Here is a 21,558-nt window from a genome sequence, read left to right on the forward strand (position 1 = left end):
AAGCGTCCAATACAGCTATGGATCCCCTCTCGGCCGTGTTGTCGTTGCTGAAGCCGCGCAGCTATACCTCCGGCGGCATGGATATGGGCGGCGACTGGTCGATCCAGTTTGGACCCCATGACGGCATCAAGTGCTACGCCGTGGTCTCCGGCGAGTGCTGGCTTGCGGTGGATGGCGTTCCTGACCCGGTGCGTGTCTTCGCCGGCGACTGTTACCTGCTGCCCTCAGGCCGTCGCTTCCGGATGGCGAGCGATCTCTCGCTGCCGCCGGTTGAGGCGCAGACCATCTTTCGTTTTCCGCTGAACGGCGCCATTGCAACCTACAACGGTGGAGGCGCATGCTTCGGGCTGGGCGGCCACTTTGCCCTTTCGGGCGATAGCAGCATGCTGCTGAAGGTGCTGCCGCCGATTGTGCATCTGTCCAGAGAATCAGATCGCGCGGCGATGCGATGGTGCCTGGAACGAATGATGCAGGAGTTACGCGATCCGCAGCCGGGTGGATATCTGATCGCGCAGCAGCTCACATACATGATGCTGGTGCAGGCGCTGCGCCTGCATCTGGCGGAACAGGCAAACGGCAATGTCGGCTGGCTGTTTGCGCTGGCGGATAAACAGATCAGTGCGGCGATGAGCTGCATTCATAACGAGCCTGCGCGGCGATGGACGCTGCAGATGCTGGCCGAAGAGGCGGGCATGTCGCGGTCGAGCTTTGCCGTGAAGTTCAAGGAGACGGTTGGTTCTTCTCCGATGGAGTACGTGACACGGTGGCGCATGCTCTTGGCTGCCGATAAGCTTTCGAACTCTTCGGATTCCATCTCTGCGATTGCGTTGTCGCTGGGGTATGAGTCTGAGAGCGCGTTTAGTACGGCATTCAAGCGGGAGAAGGGGTGTTCGCCGCGACAGTATGTGCGTGAGTGTGATGTGACTCGGCTTTCGGAAACGAAAAACGGTTCGAGCGTAGCTCGAATGCCCATGTCCCCTGGGGACATGGGGCACCCGGTGCATGGGTGATCAAGAGACGACCGCTTGCGGTTGCACCTCTTCCTGGCTGATCTTTGCCCAGTCCTGCTTCAGGAACAGCGCAATGGCAGCAGCGAGGAGAAAGGCCGCAGATGTAATCGAAAGGCCGAAACCAAACCCGCGTTGCTGTGCGACACGGCCCACGGTGAAGGGTGCAACAGCACTTGCGATGCGGCCGAGGTTGTAGGCGAAGCCCATCGCGCGTCCGCGTAGCGCCGTGGGAAAGGCTTCGCTGGAGATGACGGAGAAGCCGCTGAAGAAGCCCGTGCCCCAGAAGCCGACGACGGGGCCAAGCAGCAACAGGGCCGTCGGTGTCTGCACCACTGCATAGAGCGGCACAATCAGCGCAGCCATCAGCAGAAAAGTGACGTAGACCGGCTTGCGGCCGAAGCGGTCTGCCAGCGGGCCGAAGCTGACGTAGCCGAGAAACGTGCCGAGCTGCATCACGATGGTGAACGTAGACGTATGCAACACATCGAGACCGTGACCGCCTTTGCTTACCGGCGCAGAGAGAAACGATGGAGCCCAGGAGAAGAGCCCCCACCAGGCGAAGAGGCTCGCGGCGTTCATACCGGTGATGACCAAGGTGCGTGGAGCGAGCTTCCCGCGGAAGAGTGCCCCGGCAGATACGTTGGTCGCAGGCGTCCAGTGTTCCGGCTCCTTCACCTTACGGCGGATCCAGATCGTGATCAACGCGGGAAACAGGCCTGCGAGAAAGACGGCACGCCAGCCGAAGTGCGGCATGATGAGCGCGACAACTCCAGCGGCCAGGGCGTAGCCGATGGCCCATGCGCTCTGGACCAACGCCAGGGCCTTGGCCCGGTGCTGCTGCGGCCAGGTCTCTGCAACCAGGGCGGCGCCCGCAGCCCACTCGCCGCCCATACCGATGCCGAGTAAAAACCGGCAGAGCGCGAGTTGCGGAATTGTATGCACAAAGGCGCAGAGCCCGGTGCAGACGGTATAGATCAGAATCGACAGCGAGAGAGCACGCGTGCGACCCAGGCGATCAGCAACGAAACCGAAGCCGATTCCCCCAGCTGCGGCAGAAAGCAGCGTGAAGCTCATAATCAGTCCGGCGGTGGCGGAGCTCATACCAAGGTCTTTCTGCGCCGCGGGAATGACCATTGAGTAGAGCATGACGTCCATGCTGTCGAGCATCCAGCCAAGGGCCGCAGCCAACAGGGCGTTACGCCGCGCCGGTTGCCTGGCCAGGGACCAGAAGGCTGGGTTGTCGACCAAGCTGTCCATCACGTGCGCCCCTGTGTGTGGGTGAGCATGATCGTATGCGAGAGCAGCGCTGTCGGCAAGATGTAACCGTCCGTGCCGTCAGCCGCTGGTATTGCAGAGACGGCACGCATATGATTCCTTCCAAATGGAGCACTTTCTTTGCGCATAGCGATCGACAGCGGCGGCACCTTTACCGATTGTGTGTATCTTGCCGGCGGTGAGGTGCGGGTTCTGAAGTTGTTTTCGACTCCGGCCGATCCCAGCCGTGCCGTGCTGGATGCGGTGAAGCAGGTGACGACGAGCCCCGTGGTTCCAGAGGTGCGTCACGGCACTACCGTCGGAACCAACGCCATGCTGGAACGCAAAGGCGCGCGAGTTGCATTTGTCACCACCGCTGGTTTTGAAGACACCATTGCGATCGGCCGCCAGGCGCGCACCAGCCTCTACGACTGGTTCCGCTCTCCACTGCCTTCCGTGGTTCCGAAAGAGCTTCGTTTCGGTGTGGATGAACGCGTCACTGCCGAAGGTCTTGTATTGCGTGCGCCCTCGGAAGATTCGCTGCGGCAGCTTGCAATGGCAATTCAGAACAGCGGGGCGGAAGCGATTGCGATCTCATTGCTCTTCTCATTTGCCAATCCTGTAAACGAGACCCGGGTGGCCGAAGCACTGAAGCCTTTGGGGCTCCCCATCTCGATCTCGCACCGGATTCTGCCGGAGTTCCGCGAATATGAGCGCGGAAGCACCATCGTGACCAACGCCTATCTGTCCCCGAAAGTAAGCACCTATCTTCATCGTCTGGAGACTGAGATCGACGCAGCAATCTCCGGCGGCAGCGTACAGGTGATGCAGTCTTCGGGCGGCATTATCACGGCTGCGATCGCCGCCGAGGAGCCGGTGCGCACAGTACTCTCCGGACCGGCGGGTGGCGTCATGGGGGCGTACCGGCTGGCGCGCTTGGCCGGCTTCGATAAGATCATCGCCTTCGACATGGGTGGAACCTCCACGGATGTCTCGCTGATCGATGCCGCCGAAGGAGGGCCACGCACCACCAGCGATGCCGTGATCTCTGAGATGCCGGTAAGCGTTCCGATGCTCGACATTCATACGGTAGGCGCAGGCGGTGGGTCCATCGCACGCTTCGATGCCGGTGGAGCGTTGCATGTCGGGCCGGAGTCCGCGGGTGCTGTTCCAGGGCCAATCTGCTACGGACGCGGAACCCTGCCGACCGTCACCGATGCCAACCTGGCGCTGGGGCGGCTTGATCCTGATCTCTTTCTCGGTGGCAAGGTGCGGCTGGATGACACGCGTGCGCTGCAGTGGATGGAAGAGGCACGCGGCGGGCTTGCCAGCGTGGAACAGTTTACTGCTGGCATCGTCCTGCTGGCAGAGACGGCGATGGAGAAAGCGATTCGTGTGATCTCGATTGAGCGTGGCTATGATCCGCGCGAGTTTACGCTGGTGAGCTTTGGCGGGGCCGGTCCGCTGCACGCCTGTTCGATGGCGCGTTCACTGCAGATTCCGCGCGTGCTGGTGCCGCGCCTACCCGGGGCGTTGTCTGCACTGGGGATTCTTCTTGCAGACACGGTCCGCGACTACAGCCGCACCGTGATGCTGCCGGCAGCTAATGAGGAGATGCTTACAATCCAACTGCAGGAGCTCGAAGCACAAGCGACTGAAGAGTTGCAGCGGCAGGGGCTTCCCCGCGAAGCGGAATACTCCGCCGAACGGTCTATCGATCTACGCTATGTTGGCCAGGGCTATGAGCTGAACGTTCCCTACGGCGCGAACCACCTCGCGGAGTTTCATTCTCTCCATCGCAAACGCTATGGCTATGCCAGTGCTGAGACTCCGGTGCAGGCAGTGAATGTGCGCGTCCGTGTCACGATCTGCGCCGCTCCAGTGGATCTACCGAAGTCAAACATGATTCCCGGCAATGGATCGCAGGCCGTACTGAAGACACGCCCGATCTATTTTAACGGAACGTGGAGAGAGAGCAATGTCTACCAGCGGGAGCAGCTCAAGCCGGGCGATCGATTCGCAGGCCCTGCCCTAATCGCGGAGTACAGCGCCACCACCGTGGTGCCGCCCGGATGCATCGTCGAGGTCGACGCCTTCGGCAACTTAGTGATCGAGGTATACCCCGCATGAGCGCGATGCAAGCTTCACAACCGCAGACAGCGGCAGCCATCGATCCGATTGAGCTGGCGGTTTTTAAAAGCGCGACGCATTCCATCGCCGAAGAGATGGGCGCGGCGTTGCGGCGAACCTCCTTCTCGCCGAACATCAAGGAGCGGCGCGACTACTCCTGCGCGGTCTTCGACAGCATGGGCCAGGTCATCGCCATGGGTGACCACATGCCGGTGCATCTGGGATCGATGCCCATGTCCGTCAAAGCGGTGATAGAGAGCATGACACTGCGTCCCGGCGATATCGCCATGCTGAACGATCCGTATGCCGGCGGAACCCATCTTCCGGATATCACCCTCGTGCTGGCCGTCTTCGCGGCCATCGATGCAGAAGCTCCGTTGATGTATATCGCCGTGCGCGCGCATCATGCGGATGTGGGCGGACTGTATCCCGGATCGATGGGTCTGTGCCGTGAGATCTACCAGGAGGGTCTGCGTATTCCTCCGGTGCTGATCGTCGACGGCGGCGAGATCAATCACGCGATCCTGCAGCTTGTGTTACACAACGTGCGTACTCCCGAGGAGCGCAAAGGTGATCTCCTTTCACAGATCGGCGCCTGCCGCGTGGGCGAGCTGCGCCTGCTGGAACTGATCGCGAAGCACGGAGCCGAACGCGTATGCCGGCTTTCGGCAGCACTGCTCGACTACTCCGAGCGCCTGATGCGGGCGCAGTTCGCACAGTGCGCCAGTGGAAGCTATACGGCCGAAGACTTTATGGATAGTGATGGCTTCGACGAGACGCCGCTGCCCATACGCGTCACCATCACGCTCGACAACGAAACACAGACAGCGAAGGTCAGCTTCAAAGGCTGTCATCCGCAGGTGAGGAGCAGCATCAACGCGGTCTATGCCGTCACTTATTCGGCTGTGTACTACGTGCTGCGCTGCCTGCTGCCGGAAGATGCTCCGGCGACCGCCGGCCTGATGCGGCCGGTCATCGTCGAAACAGAACGCGGCAGCATCGTCGACGCGGTACTTCCCGCCCCTGTTGCAGGCGGCAACGTGGAGACCTCGCAGCGCATTGTGGATGTGCTGCTGCGGGCTCTGGCAAAGGCGATGCCTGATCGCATTCCGGCCGCCAGCTCCGGGACGATGAACAACCTTACTATCGGTGGCGTCGATCACCGCACAGGCAAGCCCTTCGCGTACTACGAGACCATCGCCGGAGGCATGGGCGCGCGACCCACGGCAGACGGCATCTCCGGCATTCACACCCACATGACCAACTCGCTGAACACGCCGGTCGAGGCGCTGGAGTATGCCTATCCCTTCCGCGTCATCCACTACGGCTACCGGGCTCATTCCGGCGGCGAAGGACAGTATCGCGGCGGCGATGGCATTGTGCGTGAGATTGAGCTGCTCGCACCGAGCACCATTACGCTGCTTACCGAGCGCCGTAAGTTTGCACCCTATGGGTTGCAGGGAGGTGCAGATGGAAAACGAGGAGTTTCCTATCTTCGTAGTGGAGAGACTGAAGAAGAGCTGCCGGCCAAATGCAGCATCCAGGCAAAGGCCGGTGACCGCATTCGCGTGGAGACGCCGGGTGGAGGCGGATGGGGTAAGCGATATTAAAAATTCACTATCAAAGCGATCCGTTCCAAAGGGTGGGAGCAGCGGGCTTCAGCCCGCTGAGTTAGGCCTAATAACACGTTGGGCTTTAGCCCTGGGCTTTCTGCTCAACAGAGCAAAAGGCCCAAGGCTAAAGCCCGTTCTTTCTAGAGCGAATAACGGTGGGCTGAAGCCCACCTCTCCCACCCATTCACTCGCTCCAATGTTCCATTCACGCTATCCGAGAATCGGTAACAAAACTGAATAACCCGGCCAACACTCCGCTAGACTAGCGAACACCATGAAGAAAGACGCAACCCGCGCAGTCCAACGCGGAGCACGGCACCGCAAATCCGTTGCCCGTACCGAACTCGGTCACTGGGACGCCGCACAGCGCACCTCTGATCCCCACAAACTGCTGGCCAAGGCGATGCGTGGACGCATCGTCACATTGCTTCCGCTCAAGAACGAGCGCATGGCTGGTTCTGCGTTCGCCTTCTTCCGAGGCGCTGCACCCATCATGGCGTACGATCTCTCACTTGGACCGCGCACCTCCATCGTGTCTCAGCTCTGCGGCGATGCTCACCTGCAGAACCTCGGCGCCTATGAAGGTGACGATGGACGCCTCATCTTCGATATCAACGACTTCGACGAGACCATTCACGGGCCCTTCGAATGGGACATCAAACGCATGACCACCAGTATTCTGCTCGCGGGAGACGATGCCGGGGTCCACAAAACAGGATGCCATAGCGCCGCCGATGTCTTTCTGGCCAGCTACTGCGGGCTGATGGAACATCTTGCCCGTCTGCCGGTGTTGGACGCCGCACGCTTCCAGGTACATCGGCTGCAAGCGGTATCGTCCATCTCTGAGATCCTGCGCAAGGCCGAACGCGCCACGCCTCTGCATACGCGCGAGCATCTTACGGAAGAGACAACAGACGGTCGGGCCTTTCGAAACCTGCCGCCGGCGCTGCATCGCGTCAAAGGAGAGCGGAAGCGGGCTGTACTCGCCTCTCTGCGCCGCTATCGCGAATCACTGCAGCCGGAGCGCCAGCACTTCCTTGCCCGTTATAAGCCGGTCGATGTTGCCTTCAAGGTTGTCGGCACCGGCTCGGTCGGCATGCGTGATTATGTGATCTATATGGAAGGCAATGGCGCCGACGATCCTCTTTTCCTGCAGATCAAGGAAGAGACCGGCTCTGTGTATGCGCCGTATCTTCCTGCCAAAACCGTCACCGCGACAAACCAGGGACAGCGTGTAGTCAATGGACACCGCGCCATGCAACTGCAGAGCGACCCGATGCTGGGGTATACCCGATTCGAAGGCCGAGATTACCTTGTCCGCCAGCTCAACGATCACAAGGCCACACTCGATGTCACACATCTGGATGGAACCGCCTTACAGCAGTATGCGGAGGTCTGTGGCGAGCTGTTGGCCCGCGGTCATGCGCGTTCAGGAGATCCGGGACTGATCCAGGGATACATCGGCAAAGGCAAGCGCTTCCGTGAAGCCATGCTGGAGTTCGCGCATGCCTACGCGGCGCAGAGCAGAGATGACTGGCAGAAGTTCAAAGCAGGTTTGGCGTAACCGATTGCATCGCAGTACCATGCTGTCGCAATCATGGAGGAGCCCATGGGAAGCTTTGACGATCTGCTGGAAGCAGCGAAGCGCGGAGATGAGGACGAGGTCAGAACGATCGTGAGTCACCATCCGGAGCTCCTGCATCAACGAGACGAACGCGGAGCGACCGTCCTGCATCACGCCGCATTCGGCGGTCATCACGCGATCGCGGAGTTTCTAGTTCATCAGGGAGCAGAGATCAACGCCCGCGACGCCGAGTTCGGAGCCACACCCGCTGGCTGGGCCATTGAGTATCTTCGCGAAATGGGCGGCTTTCTCGCCATCGAGCTGGACGATCTCGCCTTCGCCATCGAGAGACGAGACGCGATATGGGTTGCGCGCCTTATCAGGAGATTCCCGGCACTTCGTCGGGCCAATAACTCTGAGGGAACGCCACTCTCGCAGTTGGCGGAACAAACAGGAGATCCGCGGATAACCCGATTGTTTCAGCGGACAGAACACACAGATGAGTGAATCCGGGATTCCGCATGACTGGATCCGCAAGCTTGGCCATCTTGCTGCCTTTGAACGGCTGCTCTTGGCAGTCCTATTTGCGAAATATTTGTCAAGGCACATCGATAAATTCTCGCTGCGGAACCATAGAGCGGGCCTTCAGCCCTTTGATCATCCATGGGATTCGTGACCTGGGGCGTTGCCCCAGGCTGGTATGGGGCGCACCTTGGTGCTTTGACAGCGGGCGCTATGATGCTGACAGTGGCTCCCACGTCAGACATACAGCCCAGGCTGCGGACTAGCAGACCTTCTGTCCTGCGTCTTCTTCGCTGGTTTGGTCTCGCCATCGTACTTCTCTGGCTGCTTGCAGCGTTATCGCTGGCAGCGCTGCGATGGATCGATCCACCGACCACCATGGTCCAGATGCAGCGAAGGGTACAGTCATGGACAAGTAGCGCGCCGTATAACAAGCGTTACAAGTTCGTTCCGCTCAGCCAGATCTCGCCCGACCTGCAACATGCCGTGGTTGCAGCCGAGGATGCACGCTTCTATCAGCATCATGGCTTCGATTGGCATGAGATCCAGACCGCAGCCAAAGAAGACATCGAGGGCGAACGCACGCGGGGCGCTTCCACCATTACACAGCAATTGGTGAAGAACCTGTTCTTTGGAACAGGGCGCTCTGTGATCCGCAAGATGGCAGAGGCGACGCTGGTACCGGTGGCTGAACTGGCGCTAGGCAAGCAGCGCATTCTGGAGCTTTATCTCAACGTGGTGGAATGGGGTCCGGGAATCTACGGCGCAGATGCGGTCTGCCGCACAGACTACAGGACCTCGGCTCGCGGCATCAGCCGTGCGCAGGCGGCGCGGCTGGCCGCGCTTCTTCCCGCGCCACTGAAACGAAAGCCCGAGCGTATGAACAGCTACAGTGGAATCATCCTGAGACGAATGGTGCAGATGGGCTGGTAGCTGAGAGCTCAGATCTGCGTGGCTTTATGCGTGGAGAGGAAGATCCGGAAACAGGTGGCCGTTCCCTTTTCTCCGAAGTGGCTTCGGAAGGTAAGTGTGCCATCATGCTTTTCGACGATGCCGCGGCTGATCCACAGGCCAAGACCAGTGCCCTTGGTTGACTTGGTAGTGTAGAAGGGCTCGAAAAGGCGCCGTGCATCTTCGGGCCGTATGCCGCAGCCGCTATCCGTAATGCTGACCACGATGCCCGGCAGGTATTCGCCACGGCGGATGGCATTCCTGACCCGGATGCGGAGACGCCCTCCCTGAGGCATGGCCTGAATCGCATTGGCAATCAGGTTCATGAAGACCTGTTTCAGCTCGCCCGGGAAGCCGTGCACTTCGCCCGTTACCTTGTACTGCGTCTCCAGCCGGATGTTATTCGCGACCAGGTTGGCATGCTGCAACTCAAGGACGTCTTTCACGAGATCGCTGAGATGTAGCGGCACGGCGATCTGCGACTCGCGATAGAAGCTGAGTGTCTGCTTCGTGATGTGGGACACACGCGCCAGTTCCTGCTCAGCGAGCTGGGCGTAGTAACGTGCCTCCTGATCAAGCGAAGGATGGTTCTGCAGCAGGAAGAAAGCGTTGGTAATGGCCGCGAGGGGATTATTGATCTCGTGAGCGACAATGCCCGCGAGCTTACCCATGGCGGCCAGGCGGTCGTTACGGCGCAGAGCCTCTTCCGCCTGGAGTTGCGCAGTGATATCACGATTGATCTCGAGCACCATTCCACCGCTCACCGTGAGTGCCTGGCGGCTGGCGACGACGACTTCGCGTCCATCCTTGCAGCGGTGCACCAGATCTCCATCCCAGCGTCTGGCTGTCCTGAGCGTCTCCCGCATATGCTCAAGGCTGACGGGCCATCTGGTCGCAAGGAAGGTATGAGCGTTCTGCCCGACGGCCTCCTCACGGCTCCAGCCGTAGAGCGCTTCGGCGCCTGCATTCCAGAATCGGATGACACCCAGCCAATCCCGCACCATGATGGCTTCAGAGGCAAGCTCCAGCAACTCGGCGCGCTCACGGAGGATCTCTTCCATGCGTTTCTGTTCGGTGATATCGAAGAACGCGCCCACCGCACCACGAACTTCCCCGGCCTCATCGAAGACAGGAGAGGCGCTCGCCAGCATGGATTTCACAGAGCTGCCGTTGCGATGCAGCTCCAGCTCAGTGAGCCCCGTGGGCTGCATGGTGCGCAACGAGGTCCGCACCGGCATCTCCTCCGGATCCAGTTGCCTGCCGTGCTGATAGGCGGTGTAACCGGCGGTTGCGAAGGCCTGATCGATCGGCTTGTCCACTCCCCCAAGACTCAAAATCTCACGCAGAGCGGCGTTGGTTGTGATCTCGTTGCCCTCGGGGGTATGGGCTACGGCGACGCCGACCGGCAGTACCTTCATGATGGACTCCAGCTCGGCGACCCGCTCCTGGAGCTGCGCATTGAGCAACCGCAGCGCCTGACTGCGTTCGGCGACGCGTGCCTCCAGCTCGCGGTTCAACTGCTGCAGTTGGCGCGTAGTACGGTGCAACTCGGCAAAGACGCTAACCTTTGCCCGCAGGACGTCGGGAACCACCGGCACCGAGATGTAGTCCACGGCACCGCTCTGGTACGCACGGATGCGATCGACATCGGTAAGGTGAACGGCGGAGACGAAGATGATGGGCGTCTTCTGGAAACGCGGATGCTGCCGCATCATATCGGCGAGTTCGAAGCCGTCCATCTCCGGCATGCTCACGTCCAGAAGAACCACGGCAACGTCGAGCTTCAAAAGGCAGTCCAGGGCTTCGCGCGCAGACGTCGCTTTGACCAGAGTCTCCCCCAGGTCGCGCAGAATGACCTCATAGCTGAGCAGCTTTCCGGGCTGGTCGTCCACCATAAGAATGGTGACCGGCGTCTTTGCTGTCTGCGGCTGAGCCTGCACTGGAACCTCTGCCGGAAGTGACACCTCCGGGATGGTTTTTGGAGCATCGATTTGAGCGGCAACGTTCATATCAGCGATGAAGCCACGTTCTTAGTCCGGAAAGCAGTTGGTCCGTGTTGACCGGCTTCGCCATGTAATCGGAAGCTCCGGCTTCGAGACATTTCTCACGATCTCCCTTCATCGCCTTGGCGGTCAGAGCAATGATCGGCAGCCGATGGAACTCAGGATTCTGCCGGATCACCTGCATGGTCTCGTAACCATCCATCTCCGGCATCATGATATCCATCAGAACGATGGATATGTCAGGTGTTTTTGCAAGTGTTTCAATGGCTTCGCGCCCGGTTCCGGCGGTAAGCACCACCATACCCCGCCGCTCAAGCACACTGCTGAGCGCGAAGATATTCCGGACGTCGTCATCCACCACCAGAACCTTGGTCCCGACCAGCGCCTCATCGGACTGATGCAGGCGGTCGAGCATACGCTGCTTCTCCACCGGCAAGTCGCTGACGACACGATGCAGGAAGAGGGCGGTCTCGTCGAGCAGGCGCTCGGGGGACTCGACGTCTTTGACGACAACGCTGCGGGCGAGCGTATGCAGACGTACATCCTCTTCCGGAGAAAGGTCCTTTCCGGTGAAGACCACGACAGGAAGCTCGTGCAGTCTCTCGTCCTCATGAATCTTCTCGAGGACCTCGAAACCGGTCATATCCGGAAGGCGAAGGTCAAGAACAACGCAATCGAAGTTGTCCCGTTCGAGAGCGGCAAGGGCGGAGGCTCCGCTGTCGGTAATCTCCACATCAATGTCGTCGTGCCCCAGCAGTGCACAGATGCTGGTCTGCTCAGCCGGGTTGTCTTCGACGATCAGCAGCTTCTTCCTGCGGGGCGTTGAAAATTCCTTGATACGTGAGATGGCGTGGGCCAAGCCTTCGGCGGTGGTGGGCTTGGTGACATAGGAAAATGCACCACGCGACAGGCCATGATGCCAGTCCTCGTCTTGGGTAAGCATCTGTACCGGAATGTGGCGGGTAAGAGGGTCCTGCTTCAGATGGTTCAGGACTGCCCAACCCAACATGTCCGGAAGGAAGACATCAAGGGAGACGGCGGTGGGACGAAATTCGCGAGCGAAGGCCAGCGCCTCTGACCCGCGCATCGCAACCAACACCTTGAAGCCCTTGTCGCGCGCCATATCGCACAGAATGCGCGCAAAGTGGGGATCGTCCTCCACAATAAGCAGCGTGGGATCGCCAGGCTCGACATTCCCGCGATCATCTTCCACGCGATCGACAATCTGCTCCGCTGCCGTAGCAGGAAGTGTGAGATTGACCGAATAGTGGGTAGCCTGCGAGCGTTCAGGATACGAGATAACAGTGGCTGTCGGACCGACATAGGTCTGCGGGATATAGAGGGTGAAGGTGCTGCCTTCGCGGGGGACGCTGCGAAGCTGAATCTCGCCGCCAAGCAGGCTTGCGAGCTCACGGCTGATGGCCAGGCCGAGTCCGGTGCCGCCGTACTTACGGCTGGTGCCGGCATCCGCCTGCTGGAAGGCTTCAAAGATGATGCGTTGCTTCTCCTGCGGAATGCCGATACCGGTGTCCGTTACCTCAAAGGCAATGACATTGCCGGCGCCGTTGAGGATAGGGTGCCCGTCGCTCCATCCGGAGGTAACCGGGAAGACCTTGAGCTTCACGCTTCCCTTCTCCGTGAACTTGAACGCATTGGAGAGCAGGTTCTTCAACACCTGCTGCAGACGTTTGGAGTCTGTAACCAGGCTGCGCGGCAGACGGGAATCAGCATCGATGTCGAAGCTGAGCCGACGATTCTCTGCCTCATGGCGGAAGGGCCGCGCCAGCGATTCGAGCAGCGTGCCAAAGAAGAGCTCTTCGGCTTCGACGGAGACCGTTCCGGACTCGATCTTCGAGAGATCGAGGATATCGCTGATCAGATTCAGCAGATCCGTTCCCGCTCCGTGAATCGTGCGTGCAAACTCCACTTGCTTCGGTGTGAGATTGCCATCGGGGTTGTCGGTTAACTGTTGACCAAGCACGAGAATGCTGTTCAGCGGCGTGCGCAGCTCGTGCGACATGTTCGCCAGGAACTCTGACTTGTACTTCGAGGTCAGCGCCAACTCCTTGGCCTTGTCTTCCAGAGCGCGGCGAGCCTGCTCGATCTCCTGGTTCTTGCGTTCCACTTCCGCGTTCTGTTCGGCAAGCTGCTGCGCCTTCTGCGCAAGCTGCTCGTTGGTGGTCTGCAGCTCGGTCTGCTGGGTCTGCAGCTCGGTTGCAAGCTGCTGCGACTGTTTCAGCAGGCCTTCCGTCTGCATCGTCGCCTCAATACTGTTCAGCACGATGCCGATGCTCGATGTGAGCTGTTCGAGGAAGGCCATGTGCGAGGCAGTGAAGTAGTGCAGCGTGCCCAGCTCGATGACCGCCTTCACGCGGCCTTCGAAGAGCACCGGCAGAACGATCACGTTACGCGGCACGGCTTCAAACAGACCGGAGCGGATTGGCAACGTTCCTGGCGGAAGGTCTTGGACCAGTAGACGGCGCTTCTCAAGCGCGCACTGACCGATAAGTCCCTCACCAAGAAAAATGCGTTCCTGATGGGCTTCCGGCGTACTGGAGTACGCCGAGAGAAGCACCAGCGTACGCGTGTTTTCTTCATCCATCTGATAGATGAGCCCCTGCTGCGCGGCCACCAGCGGAACCAGCTCAGAGAGCAGCAAGCGGCCTACGGTTGCAAGATCACGCTGGCCCTGCAGCATGCCGGTAAAGCGGGCCAGGTTCGTCTTCAGCCAGTCCTGCTCGTTGTTCCGGTCGGTGGTGAGACGAAGGTTATCAATCATCGTATTGATGTTGTCCTTCAGCTCGGCCACCTCACCACGTGCTTCCACCTGGATCGACCGGGTGAGGTCACCCTTGGTCACGGCGGTGGCTACCTCTGCGATGGCACGCACCTGGTTAGTAAGGTTGTCGGCCAACAGGTTCACGTTACCGGTGAGATCTTTCCATGTTCCGGCAGCACCAGGCACGTTGGCCTGGCCACCGAGACGGCCTTCTACACCAACCTCACGCGCGACTGTGGTGACCTGATCGGCAAAGATGGCAAGTGTGCCGGTCATGTTGTTGATGGTCTCGGCCAGCGCGGCCACTTCGCCCTTGGCGTTTACCGTCAGCTTCTGCGTCAGGTCACCGTTGGCGACGGCCGTTACCACCTTCACAATGCCGCGCACCTGTTCGGTGAGGTTGTAGGCCATAACGTTGACGTTATCGGTAAGATCCTTCCACGTACCGGCAACGCCCTGCACCTCGGCCTGGCCGCCCAGCTTACCGTCCGTACCCACTTCGCGGGCGACGCGCGTGACTTCGCCGGCGAAGGCGTTGAGCTGATCCACCATGGTGTTGATGGTGTTCTTCAGCTCGAGAATTTCGCCCTTCACGTCTACCGTGATCTTGCGCGAGAGGTCGCCGCGGGCAACGGCCGTCGTCACTTCGGCGATGTTACGCACCTGACCGGTGAGGTTGCCGGCCATGGCGTTTACTGAATCCGTAAGATCCTTCCAGGTACCGGCAACACCTGGCACGTTCGCTTGACCGCCCAGACGGCCTTCGGTGCCGACCTCACGCGCCACACGTGTTACTTCGGCGGCGAACGAGCGGAGCTGCTCGACCATGGTGTTCAGGGTCTCTTTGAGCTGCAGAATCTCACCGCGTACGTCCACGGTGATCTTCTTCGAGAGATCGCCCGTTGCGATGGCCGTTGCGACTTCGGCGATATTACGCACCTGGCCCGTCAGGTTCGAAGCCATGAAGTTGACGTTGTCGGTAAGATCCTTCCACGTGCCGGCAACACCCGGCACCTCGGCCTGACCGCCCAGCTTGCCGTCCGTACCGACTTCACGGGCAACGCGCGTCACTTCGGCGGCGAAGGCGTTGAGCTGGTCCACCATCGTGTTGATGGTGTTCTTCAGCTCCAGGATTTCGCCCTTCACGTCTACGGTGATCTTGCGGGAGAGGTCGCCACGGGCAACCGCCGTCGTCACTTCGGCGATGTTACGTACCTGGCCGGTGAGATTACCGGCCATCGAGTTCACCGAATCGGTAAGATCCTTCCAGGTGCCGGCAACACCGGGCACATTGGCCTGGCCACCAAGACGGCCTTCCGTACCGACCTCACGCGCCACGCGGGTGACTTCGCCGGCGAAGGCGTTGAGCTGGTCCACCATCGTGTTGATGGTCTCTTTCAGCAGCAGGATCTCGCCGCGCACGTCCACCGTAATCTTCTTCGACAAGTCGCCGTTCGCGATAGCTGTCGAAACCTCAGCGATGTTACGCACCTGGCCCGTGAGGTTCGAGGCCATGGAGTTTACCGAGTCGGTAAGATCCTTCCACGTGCCGGCCACACCAGGCACCTCAGCCTGACCGCCCAGCTTGCCGTCCGTACCCACTTCGCGGGCGACGCGCGTCACCTCGGAAGCGAAGGAGCGGAGCTGGTCCACCATGGTGTTCAGCGTCTCTTTCAACTGCAGGATCTCGCCGCGTACATCCACGGTGATCTTGCGGGAGAGATCGCCGCGAGCCACAGCGGTTGCGACTTCGGCGATGTTACGCACCTGGCCCGTGAGATTTGAGGCCATGAAGTTGACGTTATCGGTAAGATCCTTCCAGGTGCCGGCAACACCGGGCACAGCGGCCTGTCCACCAAGCTTGCCTTCCGTACCCACTTCGCGGGCGACACGCGTTACTTCGCCGGCGAAAGCGTTGAGCTGATCCACCATCGTGTTGATGGTGTTCTTCAGCTCGAGAATCTCGCCCTTCACGTCTACCGTGATCTTGCGGGAGAGGTCGCCGCCGGCCACAGCCGTTGTGACTTCAGCGATATTACGCACCTGAGCCGTCAGGTTACCGGCCATGGAGTTTACTGAGTCGGTAAGGTCCTTCCAGGTTCCGGCCACACCCGGCACTTCGGCCTGGCCGCCCAGCTTACCGTCGGTGCCGACTTCGCGGGCGACGCGCGTCACTTCGCCGGCAAACCGGTTGAGCTGGTCGACCATCGTGTTGAGGGTCTCTTTCAGCTGCAGGATCTCGCCGCGCACGTCGACCGTGATCTTGCGGGAGAGGTCACCGTTCGCGATCGCCGTAGCAACCTCGGCGATGTTACGGACCTGGCCCGTGAGGTTCGAGGCCATGAAGTTGACGTTATCGGTGAGATCTTTCCAGGTTCCGCCGACACCGGGCACCTGCGCCTGGCCGCCCAGCTTGCCTTCGGTACCGACTTCGCGCGCAACACGCGTTACTTCGCCGGCGAAGGCGTTGAGCTGGTCCACCATGGTGTTGATGGTGTCTTTGAGCTCGAGGATCTCGCCCTTCACGTCTACCGTGATCTTGCGCGAGAGGTCGCCACGGGCAACGGCTGTCGTTACCTCTGCGATATTACGGACCTGGGCCGTCAGGTTGCCGGCCATGGCGTTCACTGAGTCGGTAAGGTCCTTCCAGGTTCCGGCCACGCCAGGCACCACTGCCTGACCGCCCAGCTTACCGTCTGTACCGACTTCACGAGCGACGCGCGTCACTTCAGAGGCGAAGGAGCGCAACTGATCGACCATCGTGTTGATGGCCTCTTTCAACTGCAGAATCTCACCACGTACGTCGACCGTAATCTTGCGGGAGAGATCACCGCTGGCTACAGCCGTTGCCACCTCGGCAATGTTACGGACCTGGCCGGTCAGGTTACTGGCCATGGAGTTTACCGAATCGGTAAGGTCCTTCCAGGTTCCGGCCACGCCGGGCACCTGTGCCTGGCCGCCCAGCTTTCCGTCTGTACCGACCTCGCGGGCGACACGTGTCACCTCGGAGGTAAAGACGCTGAGCTGCTGAATCATCGTATTGACGATGTTGGCCGAGCGCAGGAACTCGCCCTCGAGAGGACGGCCGTCCACGTCAAGCCGTACGGTCTGCGTCAGGTTGCCCTGGGCCACAGCGCCGATCGCCCGGGTGACCTCTACGGTAGGACGCAGCAGATCTTCGACCAGCGTATTAACGCTGGCCTCCATCTCTCCCCAGGAACCGCGACGTTCCTGAAAGCGCGTCCGTTCGCGGGTTCGTCCCTCTTTACCGACAGCCTGGCCGACACGTTTCAACTCACCCGCCATCTGCTGGTTGGCGGCGACAATGTCGTTGAAGGAATCTGCGACCTTACCTTCAATTCCTGTCCAGTGGTTGGGAAGGCGCACCGAGAAGTCGCCATCGCGCATACGGCGCAAGGCGTCCAGAACGATCGCAATGTCAAACTGGGATCGATCCGCGGCAGAGAGTTCAACAGTTGCTACAGAAGATGCAAGATCAGTCTTGGCTGACTTGCTGACAACTCGTTTCACGCATCACCCTCACTCAGGTGGTTGAGCGCTTGTTGCTCACTACCAGAATTAATTAAATGAAACTAGGCAAACGGTCAGATGCACGATGCGTCAGGAGTGGTTGCTTCGTAATAGGGCACCGTCTCAGACCGTGTTTATACACATACTACGAGCGAGCCCCGACCTCCACCATTACTTTTGGTAATGGGCGAGCGTATTGTGCAGAATACAGCGGTGCACGCTGCCATTGACTCCGGCGGTATGCTCCGGGGTAAGTTCCGAGGGGGTATGAACAACAATCCGGACCTCGCTCAGCCGAGCCGGAGAGGTCAGCTTCTCGAAGGAGATCTCCACCTCCGTACCCTTGTGGGGCAGCCCCTTCCCCGTCATAGAGGCCACCGCAGAAGGCTGCGCGCGTGCCGGGTAGAGGCCCGGGGGGGGCGAACTCCGAGGGGAACGCACATCCCAAGCCGTAACGGCGTACCTTGTGCCATCCACGCTTCCAGAACCGCCGGGATCGAGCATTTTTCCTGTAGGTGTGGAGTAGGGCTTCCGCATTTATGGGCGTTTTCCGCAATAAAGACGCCGCTGAACTCCGCTTCCGGGATACCCAGGCGACGGGGAAAATTCTCTAATCTCTTCCCTCTGTTACATCTCCTTCACATACAGGAAGAGCAATGACCGGTTGAAAAGGATTCATTTTGCCTCTGGGATATTCCCCTACCGCACAAATAGATCTTCCACCGGAGCGATAAAAAAAATCGCTAAAGATTCTGACAGCGCCTCCCTTTCCTGCAGTGGCCTACTAAGGTTCGGTTCTTCAACAAAGGGAGTTGTCCTTCATGCATCGTCGAGATTTCCTTCGCCTCAGCAGCGCCGCCGCAGCGTATGTAGCCACATGCCCAATCTCTTTCGGCCAGAGCTCTAAACCTTTTGCAGAACTCAGTGCGGCTGACTTCCATGCCACACGCCGGTTCGTCACCACATCGCAGGGCCGTATTGCCCACCTCGACCTCGGGAAGGGGCCTGCCGCCCTTTTTCTGCATGGCTTTCCACTGAACAGCTATCAATGGCGCGGCGTCCTTCCGCAGCTCGCGAAGACACATCGTTGCATCGCTCCAGACTTCCTCGGGCTCGGCTACACCGAAGTTGCCGAAGGCCAGGAGGTCACACCCCAGGCCCAGGTCGCGATGCTTGCCGAGTTACTGGATACGCTCTCCATTGCAGATGTTGATATTGTCGCCAACGACAGCGGAGGCGCGGTCGCCCAGCTCTTTTCCGTTCGCTATCCGCGGCGGGTCAAGAGTCTTTTGTTGACCAATTGCGATGCCGAGCCTGACAGTCCACCTCAGGCCGTTGCTCCCGTCATTGAGCTTGGCCGTAAGGGAAGGTTTGCCGACGAGTGGCTGGCGCCGTGGGTGGTGGACAAGCCGCTTGCCCGTTCTGAAGCCGGGCTTGGAGGCATGTGCTATGCCAACCCTCAACATCCGGGTGATGAAGCTATCGATATCTATCTCGCACCGCTCGTCAAGTCCGAGAAGCGGAAGAAGTTGACCAATGCCTACGCCGCCGCGCTCGCGCCCAACCCGCTGGCGGGTATCAGCGCCAAACTCAAAGCATCTTCCGTCGCGACGCGAGTCCTGTGGGGCACAGGCGACACTATCTTCTCGCAGAAGAGTCCTCAGTACTTCCATGCCACCGTTGGCAACTCGCTTGGATACCGTCTTGTGCCTGGAGCAAAGCTCTTCTTCCCCGAAGAGATGCCCTCCCTCATCGTTGAAGAAGCCGAGTTCGTATGGAGCCTGTGATGAACTTCTGCAGATATACGGCCTCTTGCCTTCTGCTTGCGGTTGCAATGGCAGGTCTCTTCTCCGTTGCAACCGCGCTCGCCTCCGATCATCTGGATACACCGACCGTCATCAAAGACCCCGCGGCGGATATCGGCGATCTCTATGCCTGGATGTCTCCCGACGGCAGGCGATTGAATCTGGTGATGGACATCGTTGCCCACAAATTTTCCGACAGGCTGCAATACGTCTTTCACATCGACAGCGGAAGCCGCTTTGGAGCCACTTCTGCAAGCGCCGTCGTCGTCTGTTCGTTCGATGTTGCCAATAACATCGAATGCTGGACGGACAGGGCGGATCATGTTCAGGGAAACGCGGATGTCGAAACCGGCATTGAAAGCGAAGCCCATAGCTTCACGGTCTTTGCGGGCCTGCGGGACGATCCGTTCTTCAACAACGTCAAGGGGACACGGGCCGCATACGATGTGGCAAAGGCGGCCCTGCAACACGGAACCTCCGTGGACGGTGCGGGCTGTCCTCGTTTCGACGCATCCACTTCACAGGCCATTCTCGGTACGTGGCGCCGCACCGGAGGTGGTCCGGCATCAAACTTCCTCGCCGGCTGGAAGACTTCGGCACTGGTTGTCTCCATCGATGTCGATACCGTTGCGCGCGGAGGCAAGCTGCTGGCCGTATGGGGATCCGTACACCGGATCCCACATTCTGGAAAGAGCAGACGTGCGGGTGTGCCAACACTTGGCGAACAGATCGAGCGCACCGCCCGTCCTCTGATCAAGAACGCTCTCGTCGGCAGTCCGCTGGCGCCGGAAACAATCAGCGACCGCCGGAAAGAGGCCTATAACCGCGTCTCACGCTCAGGATGGCCGCGGTTCACGCGGGACATCGCGGCGACGCTTGGCCTCTACGACAGCTTCGATGGAGAGTGCGGGAACCAGTGGCTGGCGAATGCTCACGCGGCGCCTGCGCAGCGCTATAAGCCCCTCGCGGCCTTGCTTGCGGACGATCGCATCTGGGTCAACAGCGCATCCGGTGTATGCACACAGTTTCTTGCTGTCGAATTCAACGCCCTTCATCGTTCTGACGCTTTGCCGAACGACTGCGGCGGCAGAACGCCCAACTATGACGCGAACAATGTCTTTCGCTCGCTCCTGACGCTTGGCCGTATCAGCGGTGTCGATGATGGCGTGCTGCACGATGACAAGCAACACTCCACCAGTACCTTCCCCTTTCTGGCGAAACCATGAATAGACTCGGATTTTCTCTTATCAGCATTGTGATCGGCCTCGCTCTGCAAGTATCCGCCGCAGGTGAAAACCGCGCGGATACTGCACGGGAAACCACTGCCGGTGTTATTGCCATCGCGAACCTTGACGCGCAGATCGCGCAGGTTGGGAACTCATTGGGTGCAGAAGATCTGCTGCTTGCCAGGGCGCGTTTTCTAGCGGATTACGATGCGCTGGAGCGTGCTTCCGCTCTCACGGAGCTCCAGCAACCCGTTACCGCACAAGCGCTGTTGCAGCGAGCACGCACGCGGGCTGCGCTACACCGGTTCAGCGATGCACTTCACGATGTCGAGTCCGCGGAGGCGGAAGGAGCCGATCGTGGCCAGACAGTACCGCTGCGAGCTTCCATCCTGATCGCAACCGGCAGCGCAGACAAAGTAAGCCTGTCGCTCGAAGCCGAGGCCAGACAGCATCCCGGGCTTGCCTCGCGCACCATGCTCGCTACGGCATATGCGATGCTTGGCCGAGTGCGTGAAGCCGATCAGCTCTATGCCGCAGCTCTGGCCGATCTGCATACCACGCTTCCGTTTCCCTATGCGTGGATCTGTTTTGCACGCGCATTGATGTGGGCGGATCAGGGTCAGGATCTACGGCGGGCGGAGGCGTTCTATCGGCAGGCGCTCGGCTACCTTCCCGAATTTGCAGCAGCCAACATCAATCTTGCAGAGATCGAAGCAACTCGCGGCGAGACACAGTCTGCCATCGAGCGGCTAGAGGGCGTTATCAAAGTCAGCGATGAACCGGAAGCTTATGCTTTACTGGGTTCGCTGCATCTGCGAGCCGCCCATCCGGAACAAGGCCGGCGAGAGATTGAGCATGCCCGACAGCGCTTCGAGCTGTTGCTAGGTCATGCGCCGCTGGCATTTGCCGATCATGCCGCCGAATTCTATCTCGGCGCCGGGCATGACGCGGAACGCGCCTGGGAGCTTGCTTTGCAGAACCTTCACAATCGCGAGACTGATCGTTCCGTTGCCCTCGCCGTCAAGGCAGCTCTGGTCTGCGGCAGGCAGAAAGAAGCCGAGACACTGCTCTGGACACATGGGCCTTCTGTGGGGATCTATCTTCAGAGCCTCGACCGTACTCTGCCCCGCTGATAACCCGCGCTCGCGGCTCGCACATCGAAGAAAAACG

13 protein-coding genes are annotated in these 21,558 nt (G+C 59.9%); 9 read left to right on the top strand and 4 right to left on the bottom strand.

Features of this window, described 5'->3' with window-relative positions:
• The first annotated feature begins 17 nt into the window (after positions 1-17).
• Entirely contained in the window at positions 18-1,010 is a 993-nt protein-coding gene (locus OHL21_RS01290; RefSeq protein WP_263415439.1) for an AraC family transcriptional regulator, read from the top strand.
• Here OHL21_RS01290 and OHL21_RS01295 read toward each other — a convergent pair whose 3' ends face one another.
• Entirely contained in the window at positions 1,011-2,267 is a 1,257-nt protein-coding gene (locus tag OHL21_RS01295) for an MFS transporter (RefSeq protein WP_263415479.1), read from the bottom strand.
• Positions 2,268-2,405: 138 nt separating this feature from the next.
• On the opposite strand from OHL21_RS01295, the gene OHL21_RS01300 reads away from it, so the two are divergent.
• From OHL21_RS01300 to mtgA, 5 genes are all read left to right on the top strand, one after another.
• Positions 2,406-4,394, top strand: a complete 1,989-nt coding sequence (locus OHL21_RS01300; RefSeq protein ID WP_263415440.1) for a hydantoinase/oxoprolinase family protein — start codon at positions 2,406-2,408, stop codon at positions 4,392-4,394.
• The gene (locus OHL21_RS01305) at positions 4,391-6,004 is read left to right on the top strand and encodes a hydantoinase B/oxoprolinase family protein (RefSeq protein WP_263415441.1); all 1,614 of its coding nucleotides are present in this window, start codon (positions 4,391-4,393) and stop codon (positions 6,002-6,004) included. Before OHL21_RS01300 ends, OHL21_RS01305 begins: the two co-directional genes overlap by 4 nt.
• A gap of 277 nt (positions 6,005-6,281) precedes the next feature.
• On the top strand, positions 6,282-7,571 hold the full coding sequence (locus OHL21_RS01310; RefSeq protein ID WP_263415442.1) for a DUF2252 domain-containing protein: 1,290 nt from the start codon (positions 6,282-6,284) through the stop codon (positions 7,569-7,571).
• 45 nt (positions 7,572-7,616) lie between these two features.
• Positions 7,617-8,078 carry an ankyrin repeat domain-containing protein gene (locus OHL21_RS01315; protein ID WP_263415443.1) on the top strand — a complete coding sequence of 154 codons (462 nt, stop codon included), beginning with the start codon at positions 7,617-7,619 and terminating at the stop codon, positions 8,076-8,078.
• A 156-nt stretch (positions 8,079-8,234) separates the two neighbouring features.
• Positions 8,235-9,026 carry a monofunctional biosynthetic peptidoglycan transglycosylase gene (mtgA, locus tag OHL21_RS01320; protein ID WP_263415444.1) on the top strand — a complete coding sequence of 264 codons (792 nt, stop codon included), beginning with the start codon at positions 8,235-8,237 and terminating at the stop codon, positions 9,024-9,026.
• A gap of 8 nt (positions 9,027-9,034) precedes the next feature.
• On the opposite strand, the gene OHL21_RS01325 is transcribed toward mtgA, so the two are convergent.
• The 3 genes from OHL21_RS01325 to OHL21_RS01335 all read right to left on the bottom strand — a co-directional run bounded on the left by OHL21_RS01325 (position 9,035) and on the right by OHL21_RS01335 (position 17,894).
• A complete protein-coding gene (locus OHL21_RS01325; RefSeq protein WP_263415445.1) occupies positions 9,035-11,053 on the bottom strand; it encodes a hybrid sensor histidine kinase/response regulator in 2,019 nt (672 codons plus the stop codon).
• A gap of 1 nt (position 11,054) precedes the next feature.
• Entirely contained in the window at positions 11,055-17,357 is a 6,303-nt protein-coding gene (locus tag OHL21_RS01330) for a HAMP domain-containing protein (protein ID WP_263415446.1), read from the bottom strand.
• Positions 17,358-17,528: 171 nt separating this feature from the next.
• Positions 17,529-17,894, bottom strand: coding sequence for a hypothetical protein (locus tag OHL21_RS01335; protein WP_263415447.1), 366 nt, complete (start codon positions 17,892-17,894; stop codon positions 17,529-17,531).
• A gap of 284 nt (positions 17,895-18,178) precedes the next feature.
• Between OHL21_RS01335 and OHL21_RS01340 the strand changes: the two genes are divergently transcribed.
• Genes OHL21_RS01340 through OHL21_RS01350 form a run of 3 tightly spaced genes read left to right on the top strand, consistent with a single transcriptional unit; the run spans position 18,179 to position 21,521 of the window.
• Positions 18,179-19,144 carry an alpha/beta fold hydrolase gene (locus tag OHL21_RS01340; RefSeq protein ID WP_263415448.1) on the top strand — a complete coding sequence of 322 codons (966 nt, stop codon included), beginning with the start codon at positions 18,179-18,181 and terminating at the stop codon, positions 19,142-19,144.
• Positions 19,144-20,388 (top strand): DUF4331 domain-containing protein, encoded by a 1,245-nt coding sequence (locus OHL21_RS01345; protein WP_263415449.1) that lies wholly within the window; start codon positions 19,144-19,146, stop codon positions 20,386-20,388. The genes OHL21_RS01340 and OHL21_RS01345 overlap by 1 nt, the downstream gene beginning before the upstream one ends.
• Complete coding sequence (locus tag OHL21_RS01350; protein ID WP_263415450.1) at positions 20,385-21,521, top strand: tetratricopeptide repeat protein; 1,137 nt, start codon at positions 20,385-20,387, stop codon at positions 21,519-21,521. The genes OHL21_RS01345 and OHL21_RS01350 overlap by 4 nt, the downstream gene beginning before the upstream one ends.
• Positions 21,522-21,558 lie beyond the last annotated feature (37 nt).

The sequence above is a fragment of the Terriglobus albidus genome (genome assembly GCF_025685425.1).
Taxonomy (GTDB): Bacteria; Acidobacteriota; Terriglobia; order Terriglobales; family Acidobacteriaceae; genus Terriglobus; species Terriglobus albidus.